15 protein-coding genes and 1 pseudogene are annotated in these 18,400 nt (G+C 71.3%); 4 read left to right on the forward strand and 12 right to left on the reverse strand.

The window, feature by feature from the left end:
* Positions 1-2 precede the first annotated feature (2 nt).
* Genes PXH83_RS28340 through PXH83_RS28360 form a run of 5 tightly spaced genes read right to left on the reverse strand, consistent with a single transcriptional unit; the run spans position 3 to position 5,251 of the window.
* Positions 3-1,385, reverse strand: coding sequence for an STM4012 family radical SAM protein (locus PXH83_RS28340; protein ID WP_274564145.1), 1,383 nt, complete (start codon positions 1,383-1,385; stop codon positions 3-5).
* Positions 1,382-2,194 carry an STM4013/SEN3800 family hydrolase gene (locus PXH83_RS28345; protein WP_274565198.1) on the reverse strand — a complete coding sequence of 271 codons (813 nt, stop codon included), beginning with the start codon at positions 2,192-2,194 and terminating at the stop codon, positions 1,382-1,384. The genes PXH83_RS28340 and PXH83_RS28345 overlap by 4 nt, the downstream gene beginning before the upstream one ends.
* 1 nt (position 2,195) lies before the next feature.
* Entirely contained in the window at positions 2,196-3,347 is a 1,152-nt protein-coding gene (locus PXH83_RS28350; RefSeq protein ID WP_274564146.1) for an STM4014 family protein, read from the reverse strand.
* Complete coding sequence (locus PXH83_RS28355; protein WP_274564147.1) at positions 3,328-4,299, reverse strand: STM4015 family protein; 972 nt, start codon at positions 4,297-4,299, stop codon at positions 3,328-3,330. Before PXH83_RS28355 ends, PXH83_RS28350 begins: the two co-directional genes overlap by 20 nt.
* Before the next feature lie 7 nt (positions 4,300-4,306).
* Positions 4,307-5,251 carry an STM4015 family protein gene (locus PXH83_RS28360; RefSeq protein ID WP_274564148.1) on the reverse strand — a complete coding sequence of 315 codons (945 nt, stop codon included), beginning with the start codon at positions 5,249-5,251 and terminating at the stop codon, positions 4,307-4,309.
* 174 nt (positions 5,252-5,425) lie between these two features.
* Here PXH83_RS28360 and PXH83_RS28365 point away from each other — a divergent pair, with 174 nt between their 5' ends.
* Both PXH83_RS28365 and PXH83_RS28370 read left to right on the forward strand, forming a co-directional pair.
* Complete coding sequence (locus PXH83_RS28365) at positions 5,426-5,752, forward strand: hypothetical protein (RefSeq protein WP_214921992.1); 327 nt, start codon at positions 5,426-5,428, stop codon at positions 5,750-5,752.
* An 82-nt stretch (positions 5,753-5,834) separates the two neighbouring features.
* Positions 5,835-6,835 (forward strand): annotated as a pseudogene (locus tag PXH83_RS28370) (DUF6745 domain-containing protein).
* Positions 6,836-6,963: 128 nt separating this feature from the next.
* On the opposite strand, the gene PXH83_RS28375 reads toward PXH83_RS28370, so the two are convergent.
* Both PXH83_RS28375 and PXH83_RS28380 read right to left on the reverse strand, forming a co-directional pair.
* Complete coding sequence (locus PXH83_RS28375) at positions 6,964-7,887, reverse strand: carbohydrate kinase family protein (RefSeq protein WP_274564149.1); 924 nt, start codon at positions 7,885-7,887, stop codon at positions 6,964-6,966.
* A gap of 25 nt (positions 7,888-7,912) precedes the next feature.
* Entirely contained in the window at positions 7,913-8,533 is a 621-nt protein-coding gene (locus PXH83_RS28380; RefSeq protein ID WP_274564151.1) for a TetR/AcrR family transcriptional regulator, read from the reverse strand.
* 211 nt (positions 8,534-8,744) lie between these two features.
* Between PXH83_RS28380 and PXH83_RS28385 the strand changes: the two genes are divergently transcribed.
* Positions 8,745-10,298, forward strand: coding sequence for an APC family permease (locus tag PXH83_RS28385; RefSeq protein WP_274564153.1), 1,554 nt, complete (start codon positions 8,745-8,747; stop codon positions 10,296-10,298).
* A gap of 22 nt (positions 10,299-10,320) precedes the next feature.
* Positions 10,321-10,896 (forward strand): hypothetical protein, encoded by a 576-nt coding sequence (locus PXH83_RS28390; protein WP_274564154.1) that lies wholly within the window; start codon positions 10,321-10,323, stop codon positions 10,894-10,896.
* Positions 10,897-10,946: 50 nt separating this feature from the next.
* On the opposite strand, the gene PXH83_RS28395 is transcribed toward PXH83_RS28390, so the two are convergent.
* From PXH83_RS28395 to PXH83_RS28415, 5 genes are all read right to left on the reverse strand, one after another.
* The gene (locus PXH83_RS28395) at positions 10,947-11,774 is read right to left on the reverse strand and encodes an SDR family oxidoreductase (protein ID WP_274564156.1); all 828 of its coding nucleotides are present in this window, start codon (positions 11,772-11,774) and stop codon (positions 10,947-10,949) included.
* Complete coding sequence (locus tag PXH83_RS28400; protein WP_274564157.1) at positions 11,771-13,912, reverse strand: acetate--CoA ligase family protein; 2,142 nt, start codon at positions 13,910-13,912, stop codon at positions 11,771-11,773. The genes PXH83_RS28395 and PXH83_RS28400 overlap by 4 nt, the downstream gene beginning before the upstream one ends.
* Positions 13,909-15,090, reverse strand: a complete 1,182-nt coding sequence (locus PXH83_RS28405) for a Glu/Leu/Phe/Val dehydrogenase dimerization domain-containing protein (RefSeq protein ID WP_274564158.1) — start codon at positions 15,088-15,090, stop codon at positions 13,909-13,911. Before PXH83_RS28405 ends, PXH83_RS28400 begins: the two co-directional genes overlap by 4 nt.
* Positions 15,087-17,069, reverse strand: a complete 1,983-nt coding sequence (locus PXH83_RS28410; RefSeq protein WP_274564159.1) for a thiamine pyrophosphate-dependent enzyme — start codon at positions 17,067-17,069, stop codon at positions 15,087-15,089. The genes PXH83_RS28405 and PXH83_RS28410 overlap by 4 nt, the downstream gene beginning before the upstream one ends.
* Before the next feature lie 91 nt (positions 17,070-17,160).
* Entirely contained in the window at positions 17,161-18,318 is a 1,158-nt protein-coding gene (locus tag PXH83_RS28415; RefSeq protein ID WP_274564160.1) for an acyl-CoA dehydrogenase family protein, read from the reverse strand.
* Between the last annotated feature and the right edge of the window lie 82 nt (positions 18,319-18,400).

The raw sequence follows: 18,400 nt of genomic DNA on the forward strand, positions 1-18,400 counted from the left end.
GCTCATTTCAGTTCGTACGCGGCCATGGCGGCCCGTACGGAGTGGGAGAAGAGCTCGGGGCCGAGCGCGTCGGAATGCGCGAGGCCCTCGGGGGACAGGCGAAGCAGGCCGGGGTCTGCCGTGTCGTCGAGCCAGCCGCGCGCCGCGAAGCGGTCGAGCTCGGCGGGGAAGTCGTCGGCAGGCGCGGCGCCGAACCGGTCGGCGTACTCGGCCAGGGGCATTCCGTCTGCCTGCAGGAGCGACTGGAGCAGGTGGCGGCGGCGTGCCTCGTCGCCGTCGACGTACCGGCCGACCTCGGCACGGGAGAAGTCCTCGGTGGTGGTGTAGTCGTCGATGATCGACCGTATTTCGCGCATGTCGACGGCGTAGTCGAAGGAGTAGTGGAGCGCGGAGGTGTACGACCGGGCTCCGCAGCCGAGGCCGATCATGCCGTCGGTCTGGCAGGCGTAGTCGTCGGCCGACTGCTTCGGCGCGTCCTTGCGGCGGAACATCCGCATCGACACCTGCTCGTAGCCGTGCTCGACGAGGTGGTCCCGGCCCTCGCGGTAGAGCCGCAGCCGCTGGGCGTCCCAGGTGGCGTCGGCTTCGGCTTCGCTGCCGCTTCGTCCGAGGCCGGTCAGCGGGCGTACGTACAAGGGGTAGAGGTAGAGCTCCTCGGGCCGCCAGGCGAGCGCGGCGTCGAGCGACACGCGCCAAGTGTCCGAGGTCTGGCCCTCTATGCCGTAGATCAGGTCGATGTTGAGGACGGGGATACGGGCGTCGCGGATGCGGCCGAGGGCCGCCTCGACGTCGGCGCGGCGCTGCGGGCGCACGGCCGCGCGGGCCTCTGCGTCGACGAAGCTCTGGATTCCGAGGCTGAGGCGCGTCGTACCGCGGTCGGCGAGCACGGCGAGCCGGTCGGCCGTCGCGGTCGCGGGGGACGCCTCGACGGAGAGCGGTACGGCACGCAGGTCCGCGCCCATCCGCTTCTCGGCGATGTCGCAGAGCCGCTCCAGCTCGCAGGCGGTGAGGAAGGTGGGGGTGCCGCCGCCGAACGCAGCGGCGGCGAAGCGGGTCCCGCCGCCGTCTCGGGCCCTGTCTCCGGCCTCGTCTCCCTCCTTGTCTCGGGTCTCGTCGAGGGCGTCGCGTACGGCGGTGGCCTGGCGGTCGAGCGCGTCGAGATACCGGCCGGTCAGCTCGTCGGGGGCGCCGATCCGGGTGAAGAGGTTGCAGAAGCCGCAGCGGACCTCGCAGAACGGTATGTGGAGGTAGAGGGAGAGGGCGTTCTTGGGCTCGCCCGCCCACAGATCGCGCAGCGCGGGACGGTTCTTCAGCTCGCGGTACGCCGTTTTGTGCGGGTAGGCGTAGACGTAACTCTGGTACGGGCGGGGCGTCGTGGTGCTCATCGGGTGGCCCCCTGATCGAGAGTGAAGTGGGCGTAGGGGACGGTCCAGACGGCCTCGTGACCGAGGCGGTGGCCGGTGTATCCGTCGTCGCCGTACGCCGTGCCGTGGTCGGAGCAGACGATCGCAAAGCAGGGGCGGCGGCTGCTCGCGGCGGCGAAGAGCCTGCCGATGTGCCGGTCGACGTACTCCAGGGCGGCGGCATGGGTCGCGCGGGTGTCGCCGGCCTCGCGGGTGGCGCCGGGCAGGTGGAACCAGTTGGGCTGGTGCAGTGCGGAGACATTGACGAACAGGAACAGCCGCTGCTCGGCGGGCAGTCCGGCGACGACCTTCTCGGCCCGGGCCACCTGCTCCTCGAAGGAGACGGGGGACGCCACACCGAACTCCGGCTCCCAATGGCTCTCCTGGAACATCCCGGGCAGCACCGAGCCCAGCGGGCCCTGCCGGTTGAAGAAGCCGACGCCGCCGATGCACACCGTGCGGTAGCCGGCGTCCGCGAGGCCGGAGACCAGGTCGGGGGTGTCGAAGACGAAGGTGCGCTCGGCGGTGGTCTCGCTGCCCGCGAAGCGCGCCGCGAAGAGCCGCGGGTGGGGGCCCTGCGCGGCGGGCGTGGGCAGGAAACCCGCGAAGATCGCCTGGTGCGAGGCGTAGGTGAAACTGCCGGGCGCGTGCCGCTTCTCCCAGACGCCGCCGGGCAGATGGGCGACCAGGTTCGGGATGCGTCCGGCGGCAGCCAGTTCGGCGGCGACGTCGTGGCGCAGAGTGTCGAGGGTGACGAGCAGCAGATCGTGGCTGCCCACGATCTTGTTCATGTCAGGTGATTGCATGGTGGTTCCTTGCTGTGTGCTGTACGGCGCGCTGTAGCTGTACGGCGGCGACCTGCGCCGCGTAGGTGTCCAGGCCCTCGGCGCCGCTCCCGGGCAGGCCGGTGAGGTTCGGCAGCAGATCGCCGAACGCATTGACCTCGCCGACGGCGAAGCGGCGCCAGCCGACCGCGGGCAGCAGATCGACGCCCACACAGAGCGTGCGCGGGAAGCAGGCCGAGGCCCGCTCGCACATCCCCAGGGCGTCGGCCCAGCTGCCGCCCGCCGTCTCGACGGCCGCGCGGGCCTCGTCGAGGTTTCCGCGGGCGCCGCCGAGGTGGAGATTGGTCATGGGGGAGCGGCTGGTCCGTACGACGGCATGGGTGGCCCGGCCGCCGACGACCACCACCCGCAGGTCGGCGGCCCGGCCCCGCTGGGAGGCTTTGGGCAGCCAGCGCTCGATGTGCAGGCCGTCGGGCGCGAGCGCGTCGACGATCGCGGCGACCTCACGTTCGGTCGTACAGAGACGTACACGAAGGGAGTTGAAGAGCCGCCCCTCGCTGTCGCGCTCCACCGATGTGGTGGCCCGCACCCGCCCGGAGCCCGCCGTCTCGACGGCCAGCACACCGGAGGCGGACGAGCCGTGCGCGAGCTTGACGAAAGCGCGCGGCATACGGTGCGAGCGCAGCAGTTCGCGTACGTCCGACCAGCCTCGCACGGGCAGTACCGGCGCCCCGGATGTAGGCGAAGGCGGCACGGGAACGCCCGCACGGTGCAGCACGGCATGACACAGCCGCTTGTCGAACAGCACCGCCAGCTCGTCGGGGTCGTCGAGCAGAGTGCAGCCCTCCGCCGCCTGCCCCACGTCCCGTACGGCCGCCGTGAACCGCTCGTACCAGCGCGCCGAGCCCTCCACCCGGGTGGCGTCGCCGACACCGCGCAACAGCCGCTCGACGTCGGGGTCTTCCCCGGGCGAGTCGATCCGTACGATCTCGCCCGGCTGGAAGGAGGCGCCTTGGCGGAGGACGTCGAGCCACGGCACAACGCGTGCGGCGGGCAGGCCGACGGCGGCCACGGCGTCCTGGAAGAGCGCGACGCGGCGGTTGGCGGGATTGCCGACCACCGCGAATCGCGGCTCCGCGCTACTCGTCGACGGCGACATAGCGGGGCTCGTCGTCCTCGGGGTCCCAGTAGTCGGCCTGGTCCAGGTTGAGCCGCACGCCGTGTGGTTCGAGCACCTTCCGCAGGCGCTGCTGGATCGGCTCCTGGATGTAGTGGTGGTGGAGGTCCAGGTCCCGGAGGTGGGTCAGCGGCTGGCCGCCGAGCAGGGCCTCGGCACCGGCGCCGCTGAGGGTGCCCATCGAGAGGGCGAGCGAGTCCAGCTGGGCGACGACCGGAGCCGAGGCGACGGCGACCGCGATCTCGTCCTGGATCTCGCTGTTCTGCAACCCCAGGTGCCTCAGGCGTGGGAAGGCGCCGCCGGAGAGCAGGGGTGCGAGGTCGGCGACCGTCGCGTCGCCGCCGTAATGCGTGACCCCGAGCCAGAGTTCGAGGCGCTCCAGCGCGGGCAGCGTGGAGGCGCCGACAGCCCTGACGACGGAACCGGGCAGGCCGCCGGATTCGAAGCGCAGCACTTTCAGCGCATCGTGGCGGACCGGCCGCAGGGACAGGACGTCCTGTTCCGAGACGGCGTCGCCGCAGCCGCGCACCGTCAGCTCTTCGAGCAGCGGGAACGCTTCTAGGCAGGGCGTGACGTCCGTCATCTCCAGCCACGACACCTCGCACTCCTCACTCATGACGTCGGCGACGAACAGCGCACGCAGGGCGGGGAAGCGGTCGGCGTCCGCGAGGATCAGGTCGAGGACGGGACGCAGGGGTGAGTATTCGTCGTGCCACCACGGGCCGAGCACCAGCGCTCTGACCTGCGTGGAGTCGACGGACGCGAGGAAGCGGTCCCACAGTTCGGGGAACGGATTGTCCTCGTTCCACAGACAGTCCAGGCGCCAGGCCACGGAGTCCGCGGGCGGGAGCGGCGGGGCGTGCTGGTCGTCGGGCTCGGCAAGCGTGTGGACGGGCAGTCCGTGGAACGTCTCGGGGTGGTCGATGCCGGTCATGGCCGCCTCACTCCGCCACTGCCGTGTAGCGGCCCTCGGCGCCGCGGCCGTCCCACGGCTCCTCACGCTCCGATACGTCGACGTGCACGCCGTGCGGCTCCAGCGCGTCGGCCACCCGGCGCTCCATTTCCTCGGAGAGGAAGTGATGGTGCAGGTCGAGGCATTCGAGATGGGTGAGCGGCTGCCCTTCGAGCAGCGCGGCCGCACCCTCGTCACCAAGGGTTCCGTTCGACAGGTCGAGGGTGTCCAGCCGGGCGACGACGGGGGCCGACGCGATAGCGGCCGCGATCTCGTTCTGAATCTCGCTGTTGCGCAGACCGAGGTGGCGCAGCCCGGGGAAGCGGGAGCCGGACAGCAGTGGTGCGAGGTCGGTGATCTCGGTGTCGCCGCCGTACTCCGAGACGCCGAGCCAGAGGTCGAGGTGGTCCAGGGAGGGGAGTTCACTCTCGATGACGCCGCGCACCACCTCCGCCGGGAGGCCGCCGGACTCGAAGACGAGCGAGCGCAGCCGTGTGTGGTGCACCGGCGGGAAGCGGAGCTGGCTGCCGCCGCGCACACCGAGCTCCAGTAGGCGGGGGAACGCGCTGAGCAGGCCCGTGACATTGGACTGCTCGATCCAGGAGATCTCGTTCTGCTCGGAGGTCATGTCGCCGACGAATACGGCCTCCAGGGCGGTCAGCCGTTCGGCGGCGGCGATGACCAGGTTGATGGGGAAGCTCGAATCGTTGTCGTACGCCTCGCCCCACTGGCCGATGATCAGCGCGCGCACCTGTCCGGGGTCGACGGTCTTCAGGAATTCGTCGAACACCTCGTCCCAGGGCGGGTCGTCGTCGTACGGGTTCACGGAGATGCGCCACGCGGCGGCGTCCGGGGCGGGCAAGGGCGATGGGGCGGGGTGGAAGTCGACGGCCGGGAGGCCGAGCAACTCCTGCAGATGGTCCACGTGGGACATGGCCCTGATCTCCTGACGCTGAGCGGTCGACTGACGTGCGAAAGGTTTACCAAGCCGCACTGACAATGCTGTGAGCGGGCCCCGTTGTCGCAGGTCGGAGCCGATTGTCAGACCCGGGCCGTAGCGTTTTCCATGTGGTCGGCACAGCGTGTGCGCCAACGAGGGGAGACAGCCATGTACCGGCAAGGGGACGTACTGATCATGCCGTTGGGGGAGTCGGCGGTGCCGGCGCACTTGGCAGACGCACCCGGTGAACTGCGCGACGGTCGGGGACGGCTGGTGCTCGCACTGGGCGAAGTCACCGGACATGCGCACGCGGTGCAGGGGCCCGGCAGGCTGGTGCGCGAGGCGGGCCCTCTCGACCCGATGCTGCTTCATCTGCCGGACGGCGGACGGGTGGTGCACGAGGAGCACGCGGCGATACCGCTGCCCAAGGGCTGGTACCGGGTGGTGCGTCAGCGGGAGTACGTGCCGGGCTCGGTCCGTATCGTCGCGGACTGAGCGTCGCTCGCAGGGCAGTGCAGGGCAGTGCAGGGCAGTGCAGGGTCGGACCGGAACAGGAAACAGGGGACAGGGACTTCTGATGGAGCACGTAATGACATGGCGGGCCGTCGCGGCGGCGACGGGAGCGGCGGACCGGGCGGCCGCGGAAGAAGGCGCGCGGCTCGCCTACCGCACGGCCGGTCTCGCAGAGCCGGAGACGATCGTCTGGGCCGAGTCGCCCAAGGCGGCGGTCGAAGCCGTCGAAAAGCTGGTCGGAGCCGGGCGCTCGGTGCGCGACGAGGTGCGTACCCGGCCGTGGGCCGATGAACGACGCCGCGTGCACGACGAGTGGGACCCCAGGGCTGGGCGGCGCTGTGGTCCGCGACCGGCGCGCACCTGTGGGACACCACGAGGGAACTGGCCGAGCGGATCCGTACCGGAGTCGTTTCGGCGCTCACGGAGCAGCCGGAGGACGAGTCGGATGTACGTCTGCTCCTCCTCGACGCGGTGCTCGGCCAGCACGACGCGGCCTGGCTCGCGGCGTTCGACGGCCGTGGCGACCGGCTCGCCGGCCTGACACAAGTGGCCAGGCACGCCGGATGGTGGTGGCCGTACGAGAACGCGGTGGTCATCAGCGAACGGCCGGTCGAGCTGCACCGCGACGAGGCCGGACGCCTCGACCGCGGGGACGGCCCCGCCCTTGCCTTCCCGGACGGCTTCGCCCTGTACGCCTGGCGCGGCATGCCGGTGCCCGCCGCGTTCCTCGACGAGCTGGCGTCTTTGACCCCTGCTCGGATACGGGCCGAGGAGAACGCGGAGCTGCGCCGCGTGATGCTGGAGTTCTACGGCTACGACCGCTATCTCAGCGAGTCGGACGCCCAGCCGGTGCACCGCGACGAGACCGGCATCCTCTGGAGGATCGCGCTCCAGGGCGACGAGGACGTGGTGATGGTCGAGGTGGTCAATTCCACCCCCGAGCCGGACGGCACGCACCGTACGTACTGGCTGCGCGTGCCGCCCACGACAAGGACCGCGAAGGAGGGCGTGGCCTGGACGTTCGGACTCGGGCAGGAGGCGTACGAACCGGTGCGCCAGACCTGAGCGGATCCGGCCTGAGTGGATCTGCCCCGAGTGGATCTGCCCTGAGCGGATCCTGCCGGAGTGCATCCTGCCCGGAGTGGATCCGACGCCACGCCGATCGGGCCGGAGCGGATCCGACGCCGAGCGGATCAGGCGTGGAGTGCGAGAAGGTCGCCGGGGCCGATCAGGTCCGTGTTGCCCTCGGTCGTGCAGGCGTGGGCGCCCGCCCGCGCGCCCAGGCGGGCGCACTCCTCAAGGTCCCGGCCGGACAGCCGTCCGTACAGGAATCCGCTGACATACGCGTCCCCGGCGCCGTTGGAGTCCAGGACCGGGCCCGGCGGCACGGTCGCGGGGATCGGCCGTGGGGTGCGGATGCCGTCGCGCGTCAGCAGGTACGAGCCGCCCGCCCCCGCCGTCGCCACCACGGCCTCGGCTCGGCCCTCGCGCAGAATCTCCCGCATCACGGAGGCGATGCGCTCGCCCGCACCCGACGCGCTGAGAAAGACGAGGTCGGAGCGGAGAGCGAACTCCCGGTGGTAGTCGTCGAGTCCGTCCCAGTCATGCAGGTCGGTCGAGACGGGGACACGGAGTTCCTCGATGTCGTCGAGAAGGTGCCGGGCGAAGTTCACGATGGACAGGTGGACATGACCGGCCCGCCGCAGATGCTGGAGGTAGAAGTCGCGCGGCATCCGCAGGTCCTCGGTGTCGCGGGCGTCGTAGAAAGACATCCGGCGGCCCGTCGAGGTGTCGACGAGATTCACCGCGCGGCGGGTGCCGGCGGGTGATATCAGCGGTTCGAAGTCGACACCGCCCTTGGCGAGCCGCTCCCGGACCTGTCCGCCGATCCAGTCGTCGCCGATGAAATCGAGGAATTTCACCTGGAGTCCCAGGGCCCGGCAACCCAGGGCGACGTTGCCGCCGGTGTGGCCCGGCCACTCCCGGATGGGTGGCACGCCGACCGAGTCGGCGAGGGGTACGGGCAGCGAGTCGACGCGGACGACCGTATCCACCCCGCTGCCGCCGATGACCAGGACGTCGTACACCGAGTGCTCGGACTTTTGTACAGACACCATGTCTCCTTAGGGCGCCACCGGGACTTCAGCGCCCGGCAGCGGTGAGCTCCGCGCGGTCGATGCCCAGCTCGCGGGCGAGTGCGCCGTCGGCCCACTCCAGCATGGTGGAGCGGGAGAGGGATCCGGCATACGAGATCATCTGGACCGCGAGACCGTCCAGCAGGGCCGTCAGCCGCCAGGCCGCCGCCGCGGGATCCTCGCACTGGAACTCACCGGCCTCCGCACCCTCCGCGATGACCTCGGTCAGTGCCGCCTTCCACTGCTGGTCGAGGTCGCGGGCCACCTCGCGGAGCACGGGCTCACGCAACGAGGCCGCCCAGCCCTCGATCCACAGCTTCCAGCCCTTGGCCTGGCCGGTCGGCGCGTACCAGCGGACCGCGCCGCGCAGCTTGCGGACGGCGCTGGTGCGACGGCCGAGCAGCTTGCGCAGCTGGGCGAGATCGCCTTCGGCGGCGTACATGAAAGCGGCCGCGACGAGCTTTTCCTTGGTCGAGAAGTGGTAGAGCACCAGCGCGTTGCTGACGCCGAGAGCCGAGGCGACATCCGCGATGCGTACGGCGGTCACGCCCCGCGCCTCGATCTGTTCTACTGCGGCGCGCAGCATCTCCTCGCGCCGTTCCTCCACGCTCAACCGGACTCTTGCCACGCGGCAACCCTACACACGGGCCGTCGGCCAGGCCGGTCCGGAAGATGCCGACGAGCCCTTGACACCGCACTGTGGCGCGGGCCACAGTGCGCTCTACTGACTGGCCATTCAGTCAGCATGAAGGTCGAAGCTCGATGTTCGAACGTGAAGTTGAAGTGCCGAAGTGCCACGCCTGTACGCAGTCCCCCGTACCGCCGTAGGAGTCCGCCTCGTGACCCAAGCACCTCCCTCCCCAGCAAACGCGAAGACCGCCGAAGCCCCCGACCTCTCCCAGGGCTGGGGCGAACAACGCGGAAGGCTGCGCAAGGACTTGCGCCGCCTCGACGTCCTCTTCTTCCTCATCTGCACACTGGTCGGCCTCGACACCATCGGCTCGGTGGCGGCACAGGGCCCCCAGGGCCTGACCTGGATGGCGATCCTCGCGGTCGCCTTCTTCCTCCCGTACGGGCTGCTCGTCGCCGAGCTCGGCTCTGCTTTCCCCGTGCAGGGCGGCCCGTATGTCTGGACCCGGCTGGCCTTCGGGCGGCTCACCGCCGGCATCAACCAGATCCTGTACTGGATCTCCAACCCGGTCTGGGTGGGCGGCAGCCTGTGCATCATCGCGCTCACCACCTGGGAGGAGTTCTTCACTCCACTCCCCGGCGGCTGGAAGTACGCGGCCGGGCTGGTCTTCATCTGGGGCGGGGCGCTCGCCGTCGTCCAGTCCGTGCGCATCGGCAAGTGGGTCCCCATCGCGGGCGCGATCGCGCGGATCGTGCTGCTCGGCTTCTTCCTCGTCTCCGTTGTCGTCTTCGCCGCCGAACACGGCGTACACGCCCTGCCCGCCGGTGAATTCGCCCCCACCTATGTCGGTTTCGTCGCCCTCGTCCCCGTCCTGATCTTCAACTTCGTCGGCTTCGAACTCCCCAGCTCCGCCGCCGAGGAGATGAAGAACCCGCGCCGCGACATCCCCCTGTCCATCCTCCGCTCCGGCCTGGCCTCGCTCGTCCTGTACGGCGGCCCGATCCTCGGCATCCTGTTCGTACTCCCCAGTCAGGACATCGGCAGCCTCGGCGGCTTCATCGACGCCTGCAAGGCCGTCTTCACCGTCTACGGAGGGTCGATCGCAGCCGACGGCACGGTCACCCTCACCGGTGCGGGCTCCGTCTTCGGCGGGATCGCCGCCGCCGGCCTCATCATCGGGTTGCTGACCAGCGGCGTCACCTGGGCGATGGGTGCCCACCGCGCCCAAGCCGTCGCCTGCGCCGACGGGGCGGGCCCGGCCTGGCTCGGCGCGATCTCCGAGAAGCACGGCACGCCGGTCCGCGTGAACCTGCTCTCCGCCGTCCTCGCGTCCCTCCTCTTCGTCGTCGCACTCAACCTGACCGGCGGCAACGGCGAGAAGTACTTCGCAGCCGGCCTCGGCCTGACGATCTGCACCACCTTCATCTCGTACGTCATCACCTTCCCGAGCCTCGTCGTGCTGCGCCGCAAGTACCCGGACATCACCCGGCCGTACGCCGTCCCGGGCGGCCGCGCCGGAGCGTGGCTGGTCACGGCGCTCGCCACCGGGTTCGTTGCCTTCACCGTCGTCGTGCTGATCTGGCCGGGCTTCGGGGTGGGGTGGTTCGGCACGGACGGTGTGGCCGCGGACTCGCTGCCCGAGTCCTTCGCGGGGGAGCGGCTTCAGTACACGCTCAGCCAGGTCGTGCCGTTGGTGTTGTTCCTGGTGATCGGGCTGATCTTCTACGCGCTGGGTGCGAAGACGCGGCGCTCCAAGGGGTAGGGACAAGGGATAGCGTGCGCGCATGGGCGATGCGTACGTATGGGTGGCCGACGTCGACGCCCGGCCGGAGGAAGCCGCCGAGCTCGCCGGCCGGGTCATGGACTGGCTGGAGGAAGAAGGCATCGTCCGGAGCGAACTGACCCACTGCCTGCTCGGGGACGAGCTCGGCAGGCCACCAGGACCGCACGCCGCGAGCGCCGTCACCGAGGACGAGGTGACGGCGCTCGCGGCGTGCGGCGTCGGCATGGAGATCGAACGCCGCGTGTATCTGTGCGCGGAGGTCTGGACGGCGACGTGCCCGCACTGCGGTGCGACGGCGGAGCCCTCCGAGAGCGGACCCGACATGTGGACGCGCGAGTGGGCCCCGCTGCTCGACGATCTGTACGCCTGGTTCGGCGGTACGGGGCCGGGGAGCGGGGCCTGTGTCCGGTGCGGTGGGCGGGCGGACTTCCTGGCGTGGGGGATCGACCCGCCTGTCGCGGTCGCTCATCTGGGGCTGGTGCTGTGGAACTGGCCGCCGCTCTCGGGGCGGTTTCTTGCGGAGCTCTCGGGACTTCTGGGCGGCCACCGGCTGGTGACGGCCAGAACCACGGTCTGACGAAGGGGTCGCCGGGGCGTGCCTGCGGCGGAATGCGCCGCAGGCACGCCTCAGTGAGCGGCGGTGGCGGCGGTCCGTCCGTACACCTGCTTGCCGAGCCACTGGCCGCCGTCCAGCGTCAGACACTCACCCGTCAAGTACGACGCCCGCTCGCCCAGCAGGAACAGCGACGCGTCCGCGATCTCCGCCGGGTCCGCGAAGCGCCCCGCCGGGACCGTCGCGAGCACCTCGGCCCGCGCCTCCTCCGTGGCCCACAGCGCGGCGCCCGCACCGGCCGTCTCCGTCGGCCCGGGGGCGATGCAGTTCAGGCGGATACCGAGCGGGGCGAGCTCCACCGCGAGCGTGCGGGTCATGGCCAGCACGCCCGCCTTGGCTGCGGCCGAGTGGACCGTACCCGGATGCCCGTGCCAGGCGTACGTCGCGATCACCGAAAGCACTGAGCCCCCCGTGCCCTGGGCGCGCAGCTGCCTGGCGACGGCGCGCGTGCAGTAGTACGAGCCGTTGAGGACGATGTCGACGACCGCGCGCCAGCCGTTCGGGCTGATGTCGATGCCCGGCGCGACGAAGTTCCCCGCCGCGTTGTTGACCAGGCCGTCCAGTCGGCCGAAACGGTCCACGGCGGCTGCCACCAGTGTGTCGACCGCGGCCGGGTCCCGTACGTCCGTCGGTACGGCGAGGGCACGGCCGCCCCCCTTCTCGATCAGGGCGACCGTCTCCTCCAGCTTCTCGGGCGTACGGCCCGCGACGACGACCCGGGCCTTTGCCGCGCCCAGCGCGAGGGCCACCGCGCGGCCGATGCCGCTGCCGCCGCCGGTCACGAGGTACGTGCGTCCCGCGAACTCGGACTCGGACTTCTCGTCTTTCATCGGACTTGTCATCGGAGCACTCCATGCGCATCGAGGGCGATCGCGCCGCCCGGGTGTACCAGCAGGGGATTGACTTCGAGTTCGGACAGCTCGGTATGCTCCGCGCCGGCCCGCGCCACCGTGCACAGGGCGGCGGCGGCCGCGTCGAGATGTACGGGCGGTGCGCCCCGCCAGCCGGTCAGCAGCGCAGAGTGGCGCAGGGACAGGAGCAGGTCGCGGGCGCGTTCCGGGGTGAGGGGCGCGAGCGCGACCGCCGTGTCGGCGAGCAGCTCGGCGTTGACCCCGCCGATGCCGACCATGGCGACGGGGCCGAAGGCAGGGTCGCGCCGTACGCCGGCGATGAGTTCGACGGCGTACGGGGGCGAGGCCATGGCCTCCACGGCGTAGCGCGCGGCGCCGGTGGTGGACCGCATCCGCGCGAAGGCGGTACGGAGCCCGCCCTCGTCGGCGATGCCGAGCGCGACGCCGCCCGCCTCTGTCTTGTGGGCCAGCCCCATGGCTTTCAGAGCGAGGGGATAGCCGGTGCGGTAGGCCGCCTCCACCGCCTCGTCGGCTGTGGTCACGAACTCGGCTGCCGGGAAGGTGAGTCCGTACGAGGCGAGCAGTTCGCGTACGGTCTCGTAACCGCCGTCAGGCACGCCGTACGAGGCCCGGCGCGGCGACGCGTCGGGAGCCGCCGCGACGGTGGCGTGCAGTCTGGCCGCTCCGGCGAGGGCGGTCGCGGCCTGCTCGATGCGTTCGTACACGGGCACGGAGTGCGCGCGGAGCACCGCGAGGGCGGGGGTGTCGCGCGCCATGGTGTGTACGACGAGGAGCCGCCCGGACTCCCTTGCGGCGCAGGCGAGTTCATTGGCCACCTCGCACTCGCGGTCGGCCTGGGCGGGGTTGGCGGTGGCGTAGTCGCCGAAGTAGCCGGTGAGGACGACGGCGTCGGTGCCCCCGCCGAACAGCAGTGCCCGCGCGATACGGGAGTAGTTGTGGAGATCTGCCTCGCCGGCCCCGGCAAGGTCGACGGGGTTTCCGCAGGCGGCGCCCGACGGCAGGAACGCGGCCACCGCGCCCGCAGTCCCGGCCGAGAGCCCAGGCACATCAAACCCACGCGCCACCAACGCATCAGCGGCGAGGGCCCCTTGCCCCCCACTGTCCCCGACGACAGCGACCCGCAGGGCCCAGGGTCGGGAGGGCCCGTCGCTCGTGTGCCCACCTGTCGCCCCACCGGAGGCTTCCACGTGCCCGCCCGTCCACAGACCCAACGCCCCTACGGGCGCAGCCAGTAGACATATCGCCGTGTCGACGAGTTCGCCCGCCGTGTCCAGCAGCAGTGCCCCTGCCTCGCGGCACACCGCCTCCACCGTCGCGCGGGCGCTGACCAGAGCCCCCGTGTGCGAGGCCGCCGCGCGGTCGGAGGCTTCACTGGCGCCCACCGTCAGCAGCAGCACCGGCTTGCCCGCCGTGTGGGCCGCGGTCAGCGTGCGGGCCAGGCGGCGGCCGTCGCGGAAGTCCTCGATGTACGCAGCGACGACCCGCGTCGGGGCATGGGCGATCAGTGCGTCCAGAGCGTCCGCCGCGTCGATGTCGCGCTGGTTTCCGAGCGACACGAAGCGCGAGAATCCCTGCCCTGCGCGAGCCAGCAGCCTGCCGATCTCCAGCGCCAGATTGCCGCTCTGCGAGACGAGGCCCACCGAACCGGCGGGGAAGTCGCCCCAGCTGAGGCGCAGTCCGCTGGTCGTGTCGACGACGCCCATGCAGTTGGGGCCGAGCAGCCGCGCCCCGCCCCCGGTTATCAAGGCGGCGAGTTCACGCTCCTCGGCCGCGCTCGTACCGCCCGACGTGATGACCGTGAAGCAGCGTGCCCCCGCCGCGAGACCCTGGACCACGAGGGGGCGGACCTGCTGTGGAGGTACGACGATCACCACATGGTCCGGCGGGTCCGGCAGGCCGTCCAGGCCGGGCACGAACCGTACGCCATGCAGTTCGCCGCCGCGCCGGTTCACCAGGTGGACCGTACGGCGGTCGCGTCCTTCGAGGGCCCCGGCGGCCAGCCAGTACCCCCACTTCTCCGGGTTTCCGGAGGCGCCGACGACCGCGACGGATCTGGGATCGAAGAGCGCGTCGAGGGCGGCGCGAACGGTCCGAGAGGTGTGTGTCACCTGTACCACCCGAACCGCTCCGCGATCACCGGCAGGCGGTCGGCGACGATCGCATGGGCCGCGGCGCGCGGCGTCGTGCCGTCCGCCTCCGCCCGCGCGAGCATCTGGTCGATCAGGGCGCGCATCGAGCGCCGGGTGTACGCGAACGCCTCGTCCGCGTCGGCGCCGATCTCGCCGAAGAGGGTCCACCACCACCATGCGTTCGTACCGGAGTTGACGACGACGTCCGGCAGGACGGTCACCCCACGAGCCGCCAGCAGCGCCTCCGCGTCCGCCATCACCGGCATGTTCGCCGCCTCGACGATCCAGCGGGCGGTGATCCGTCCCTGGTTGGTTTCGTCAACGGCGTACGAGACGGCTGCCGGAATCAGCACCTCCGCCTCCACGGACAACCAGGCATCGCCCGGCAGTTCACGGTCGCCGGGGCGCAGCACACCCCGGTCCACGGCACCGTACGCGTCGCGCGAGGCGAGCAGCGCTTCGACGTCCAGACCTTCCGGGTTGGCCACTGTGCCCAGTACGTCGGCCACGGCGACGATCTTCAGCCCGGCGCGGGACAGGAACCGGGCGGTGGCACCGCCCATGGTGCCGAGGCCCTGTACGGACACACGCGTGCCCTCGTACGCGACCCCGGCGCGGTCGAGCGCCGCGAGCACCGACTCGGCGACTCCGCAGCCGCCGACCAGCTCGTCGAGGCCGATGCCGTCGACCTCGACGGCGAACGCGTCGGCGAGCCGCTGCCGCGCCGCCGTCTCGTCGTCGAGCAGCGGATAGACGGCCTGGATGGAGGAGACGAGACCCGCTTCGGCGGCGGCCTTGTCGACAATGTCCTGGGTCAGGCCGAGGTCTTCGCCGGTGGTCCAGAAGTTCTCGATGTGCGGACGCATGGCGCGCAGGTAGCGCACCAGAATGCCGTACGCCTCGGGGTCCTGCGGGTCGCAGTCGATGCCGCCCTTTGCACCGCCGAGCGGAATGTACCGGCCGTCCGCGTTGTAGTGCAGGGCTTCCTTCATCGTCATGCCGCGCGCCAGGCCGGCGACCTCGTCGAGCGTGCAGCCCTTGCGCATGCGCAGACCGCCGCTGGACACACCGCGCACGAGTCGGTCCACCACCAGAAACCCCTGGCGCCCTGTCACGTGATCGGTCCAGCTCAGCGAGATCAAGGGGCTGCTGCTCATGCGGTGGTCTCCTCGGGAACTGTGATGACGGTGGGGCCAGGGGTGTTCAGCGCCCGCGCCAGCGCGTCGGCGAGTGCGCCGGGGGAAGCGGCGTGCGCGCCCCGGCCGCCGTACGCACGGCACAGCGCCGGCAGGTCGATGCGCGCCAGGTCGACTGCGGTGGGGGTGTCGCCGCGGGCGTTCATCTCGTCGCGGATCTCGCCGTATCCGCCGTTTTCGAACACGACGACGGGGAGCGGCAGTCCGAGCTGCGCGGCGGTCGCCAGTTCCTGCACGGTGAACTGCAGGCCGCCGTCGCCGCTGAGCGCGACGACCTGCCGTTCGGGATACGCCGACTTCGCGCCGATGGCGGCGGGCAGGGCGTATCCGAGCGTGCCGAAACCGGTGGGGTGGAGATAGCGGCCGCGAGGGCCGACGGGCAGGTGCGGGAGCGCGCCGTAGTAGCAGCACTGTGCGCTGTCCGACGTGATGACGGCGTCCGCGTCCAGCACGCCGCGGATCGCGCGCAGATACGGAACCCAGCGTGAGTCCCGCACCGCCGTCTCCGCATCCCGCCCGCGCCGCAGCGCGCTGACCGCCTGCGCGGCGGGCCCGTGCAGGGCAGACCCGATGGTGTCGGCATCCTGGGCAGCAAGGGGCAGCACGACGGTCCGGGCGGCGGGCGCAGTGCAGCGGCCTGCCGACTCCTCGGCCCGGGGGGCTGCGGTGAGGCCGTCGTCACTGACCCAGGCCGCGCTGCTGCCCCCGGCTGTCCCGCTAAACCTGACGGTGCCGCCGCCCTCGGCCGCACCGCCTGTCCCGCTGCCCCGGGCCGTACCCCCGGCCGTGACCGCCCCACCAGCGCCGAAGGCGCCAACACCACCGTCCGCCCCCGGCACCGCACAGTGGCGTTCGGACGCGACCGGGGTGGGGACCAGGGTGGGGACCGGGGCGGCCCCGACCCCGTTCGCGGCCGTGGGGTGCAGCTGTGCGAGCGCGTCACGCAGCGCTCCTAGCGCGGCCCGTGCGTCGCCGACCAGTGCAACGTCGGCGGGCAGCCCGGCGTACATCTGTGCCGGGTCAAGGTCCACCCGTATCAGCGTCCCGCCGAGCGTCGGCGGCGGCGACCACAGGTCCGACTCGGCCAACTCCGTACCTACGGCCAGGACGGCGTCGCACTCCGTCAGCGCCTTCTGCACGGACGGGCTGTGCAGCGAGACGCCGAGCGACAGCGGGTGGGACTCGTCCACGATTCCCTTGCCGTTGGCCGTCGTCACGACGAACGCGCCGAGCTCCTCGGCAAGCGCGCGGCACTCCGCCGCCGCCCGCCGGGCACCGCCGCCGAGAACCAGCGCTGGCCGATGCGCCGCCACAAGCACCGCAGCGGCCTCGCGGACCGCCCCGGCGCAGGGCCGCCGGTCGCCGCCCGGCGGCGTGAACCGTACGCGGCCCACCCGCTCCGCGGCCTCCAGCAGGTCCAGCGGCACTTCGATGTGTACGGGCCGGGGCCGTTCGGTGCGAAAGAGCGTGAAGGCCCGCGCGACCGCCACGCCGATCTCCTCGACCGTCGACACCCGGTGGCTGAAGGCGACGACCCCGCGCAGCGCCTCCGTCTGGCTGCGCATTTCGTGCAGCATCCCGGTCGGCTGCCGGGGGTGGCGCAGCGGCATGCCCGGCGAGACGATCAGCAGCGGAACGCTGTCCGAGTACGCCTGGCCGGCCGCCGCCGCGATGTTGAGCAGGGCGGGGCCGGTGGTGGTGACGGCGATGCCGGGGCGGCCGGTGACCCGGGCGTACGCATCGGCGGCGTACCCAGCGCCCTGTTCATGACGTGGCGTCACATGCCCGATGCCGTACGGCCGCAAATGCCGGTAGATCTCCAGATTGTGCGTGCCGGGGATGCCGAACGCCGTGCGCGCACCGTGTACGGCCAGCGCCCTGACCAGGGCTTCGCCGCCGGTGATGGCGGTCGCCGGACCGTAGCGCCCGTGGGGTGTCACCTGCGGTTGTCCCACCTGCGGTTGTCCCACCTGCGGTTGTCCCACCTGCGGTTGTCCCACCTGCGGTTGTCCCACCTGCGGTTGTCCCATCTCATACGCTCCGCGAGATGACCAGGCGCATGATGTCCGAGGTTCCCTCTTCGATCTCTTCGAGCCGGGCGTCGCGCATCCACTGCTCGACCGGGTACTCCCGCGAGTAACCCCAGCCGCCCAGCGTCTGGACGGCGGCCCAGGTGCAGTACGCCGCGGTCTCCGAGGCCGTCAGCTTCGCCATCGCCGCCTCCGCGGTCGCGTCGAGCCCCGCGTCGAGGCGCTTGGCGGCCCGCCAGGTCATCAGCCGGGCCTGCTCGATGCGCGTGCGCATGTCGGCGAGCCGGAAGGCCACCGCCTGGTGTTCGATGATCGGCTTGCCGAACTGGTGACGGGTCTTCGCGTAGTCGCGGGCGTATTCGTACGCCGCCCTGGCGACGCCCGTCGCGGCCGCGCCCAGCACCGCGCGCGAGATGTCGAACGTACGCATGAGTCCGGTAAAGCCCTGGCCCTCGTCCCCGAGGCGGTCGGCCTCCGGCACGAAGGCGTCCGAGAAGAAGATCTCGCGGCAGACGATGGCGCGCTGGCCCATCTTGCGCATGGGTTCCCCGAAGACGACCCCCGGAGTGTCCTTGCGGAACAGGAATGCCGTCACGCCGCGCGAGCGCTGAGCCGGGTCGGTCTTGGCGAAGACGACGTACTGCTCGGCCTCTCCGGCATTGGAGATCCAGGACTTCTGGCCGTTGAGGAGGTAGCCGTCGGCGCTGCGGGTCGCCGTCGTGACGATGGAGGCGGCGTCGGAACCGGAGCCGGGCTCGGTGGTCGCCAGGGACGTCATCGGGGTGTCGGGTCCGGTGAGCGGGGTCAGCCATTCCCGCTTCTGGGCGGAGCTGCCCAGTTCCATCAGGGGGTCGGCGAAGAATCCGTTCGAGCAGAGCAGATTCCCGATGCCCAGGTCCCCGACGCACAGCTCTTCCTGGACGAGGCACTGGGTGAACACATCGGTGAAGCCGCCGCCCCCGTACTCCTCCGGGAGCATGAATCCGGTGATGCCGACCTTGGCGGCTTTGCGCCACAGGTCCCACGGCGTCTCGGTGTCTGCCTCGTCCACGGCGCGCGCCCGTGGCCTGATCTCCTCACGCGCGAAGGTCCGGGTGAGTTCGACGATGTCGCGCTGCTCCGCGTTGAGCGGAACGAGCTCGGTGGGGAGGTCGGACATGGGTGCCTCCAGGCACGACGACGATGTCTTAACTGAACCGTCAGTCAGTATCTGGACCCGGAAGCGACCCTGTCAACGAGAT

Origin of the sequence: Streptomyces spiramyceticus, from assembly GCF_028807635.1 — a bacterium.
In the GTDB taxonomy this organism is placed as follows: Bacteria; Actinomycetota; Actinomycetes; order Streptomycetales; family Streptomycetaceae; genus Streptomyces; species Streptomyces spiramyceticus.

Excerpts from the sequence above, each read along its gene's own strand:
- PXH83_RS28415 (WP_274564160.1), bottom strand. The coding sequence starts at position 18,318 with ATGTCCGACCTCCCCACCGAGCTCGTTCCGCTCAACGCGGAGCAGCGC.
- PXH83_RS28405 (WP_274564158.1), bottom strand. The coding sequence starts at position 15,090 with ATGAGCAGCAGCCCCTTGATCTCGCTGAGCTGGACCGATCACGTGACA.
- PXH83_RS28345 (WP_274565198.1), bottom strand. The coding sequence starts at position 2,194 with ATGAACAAGATCGTGGGCAGCCACGATCTGCTGCTCGTCACCCTCGAC.
- PXH83_RS28355 (WP_274564147.1), bottom strand. The coding sequence starts at position 4,299 with ATGACCGGCATCGACCACCCCGAGACGTTCCACGGACTGCCCGTCCAC.
- PXH83_RS28395 (WP_274564156.1), bottom strand. The coding sequence starts at position 11,774 with ATGACAAGTCCGATGAAAGACGAGAAGTCCGAGTCCGAGTTCGCGGGA.
- PXH83_RS28360 (WP_274564148.1), bottom strand. The coding sequence starts at position 5,251 with ATGTCCCACGTGGACCATCTGCAGGAGTTGCTCGGCCTCCCGGCCGTC.
- PXH83_RS28350 (WP_274564146.1), bottom strand. The coding sequence starts at position 3,347 with ATGTCGCCGTCGACGAGTAGCGCGGAGCCGCGATTCGCGGTGGTCGGC.
- PXH83_RS28375 (WP_274564149.1), bottom strand. The coding sequence starts at position 7,887 with ATGGTGTCTGTACAAAAGTCCGAGCACTCGGTGTACGACGTCCTGGTC.
- PXH83_RS28365 (WP_214921992.1), top strand. The coding sequence starts at position 5,426 with ATGTACCGGCAAGGGGACGTACTGATCATGCCGTTGGGGGAGTCGGCG.
- PXH83_RS28340 (WP_274564145.1), bottom strand. The coding sequence starts at position 1,385 with ATGAGCACCACGACGCCCCGCCCGTACCAGAGTTACGTCTACGCCTAC.
- PXH83_RS28390 (WP_274564154.1), top strand. The coding sequence starts at position 10,321 with ATGGGCGATGCGTACGTATGGGTGGCCGACGTCGACGCCCGGCCGGAG.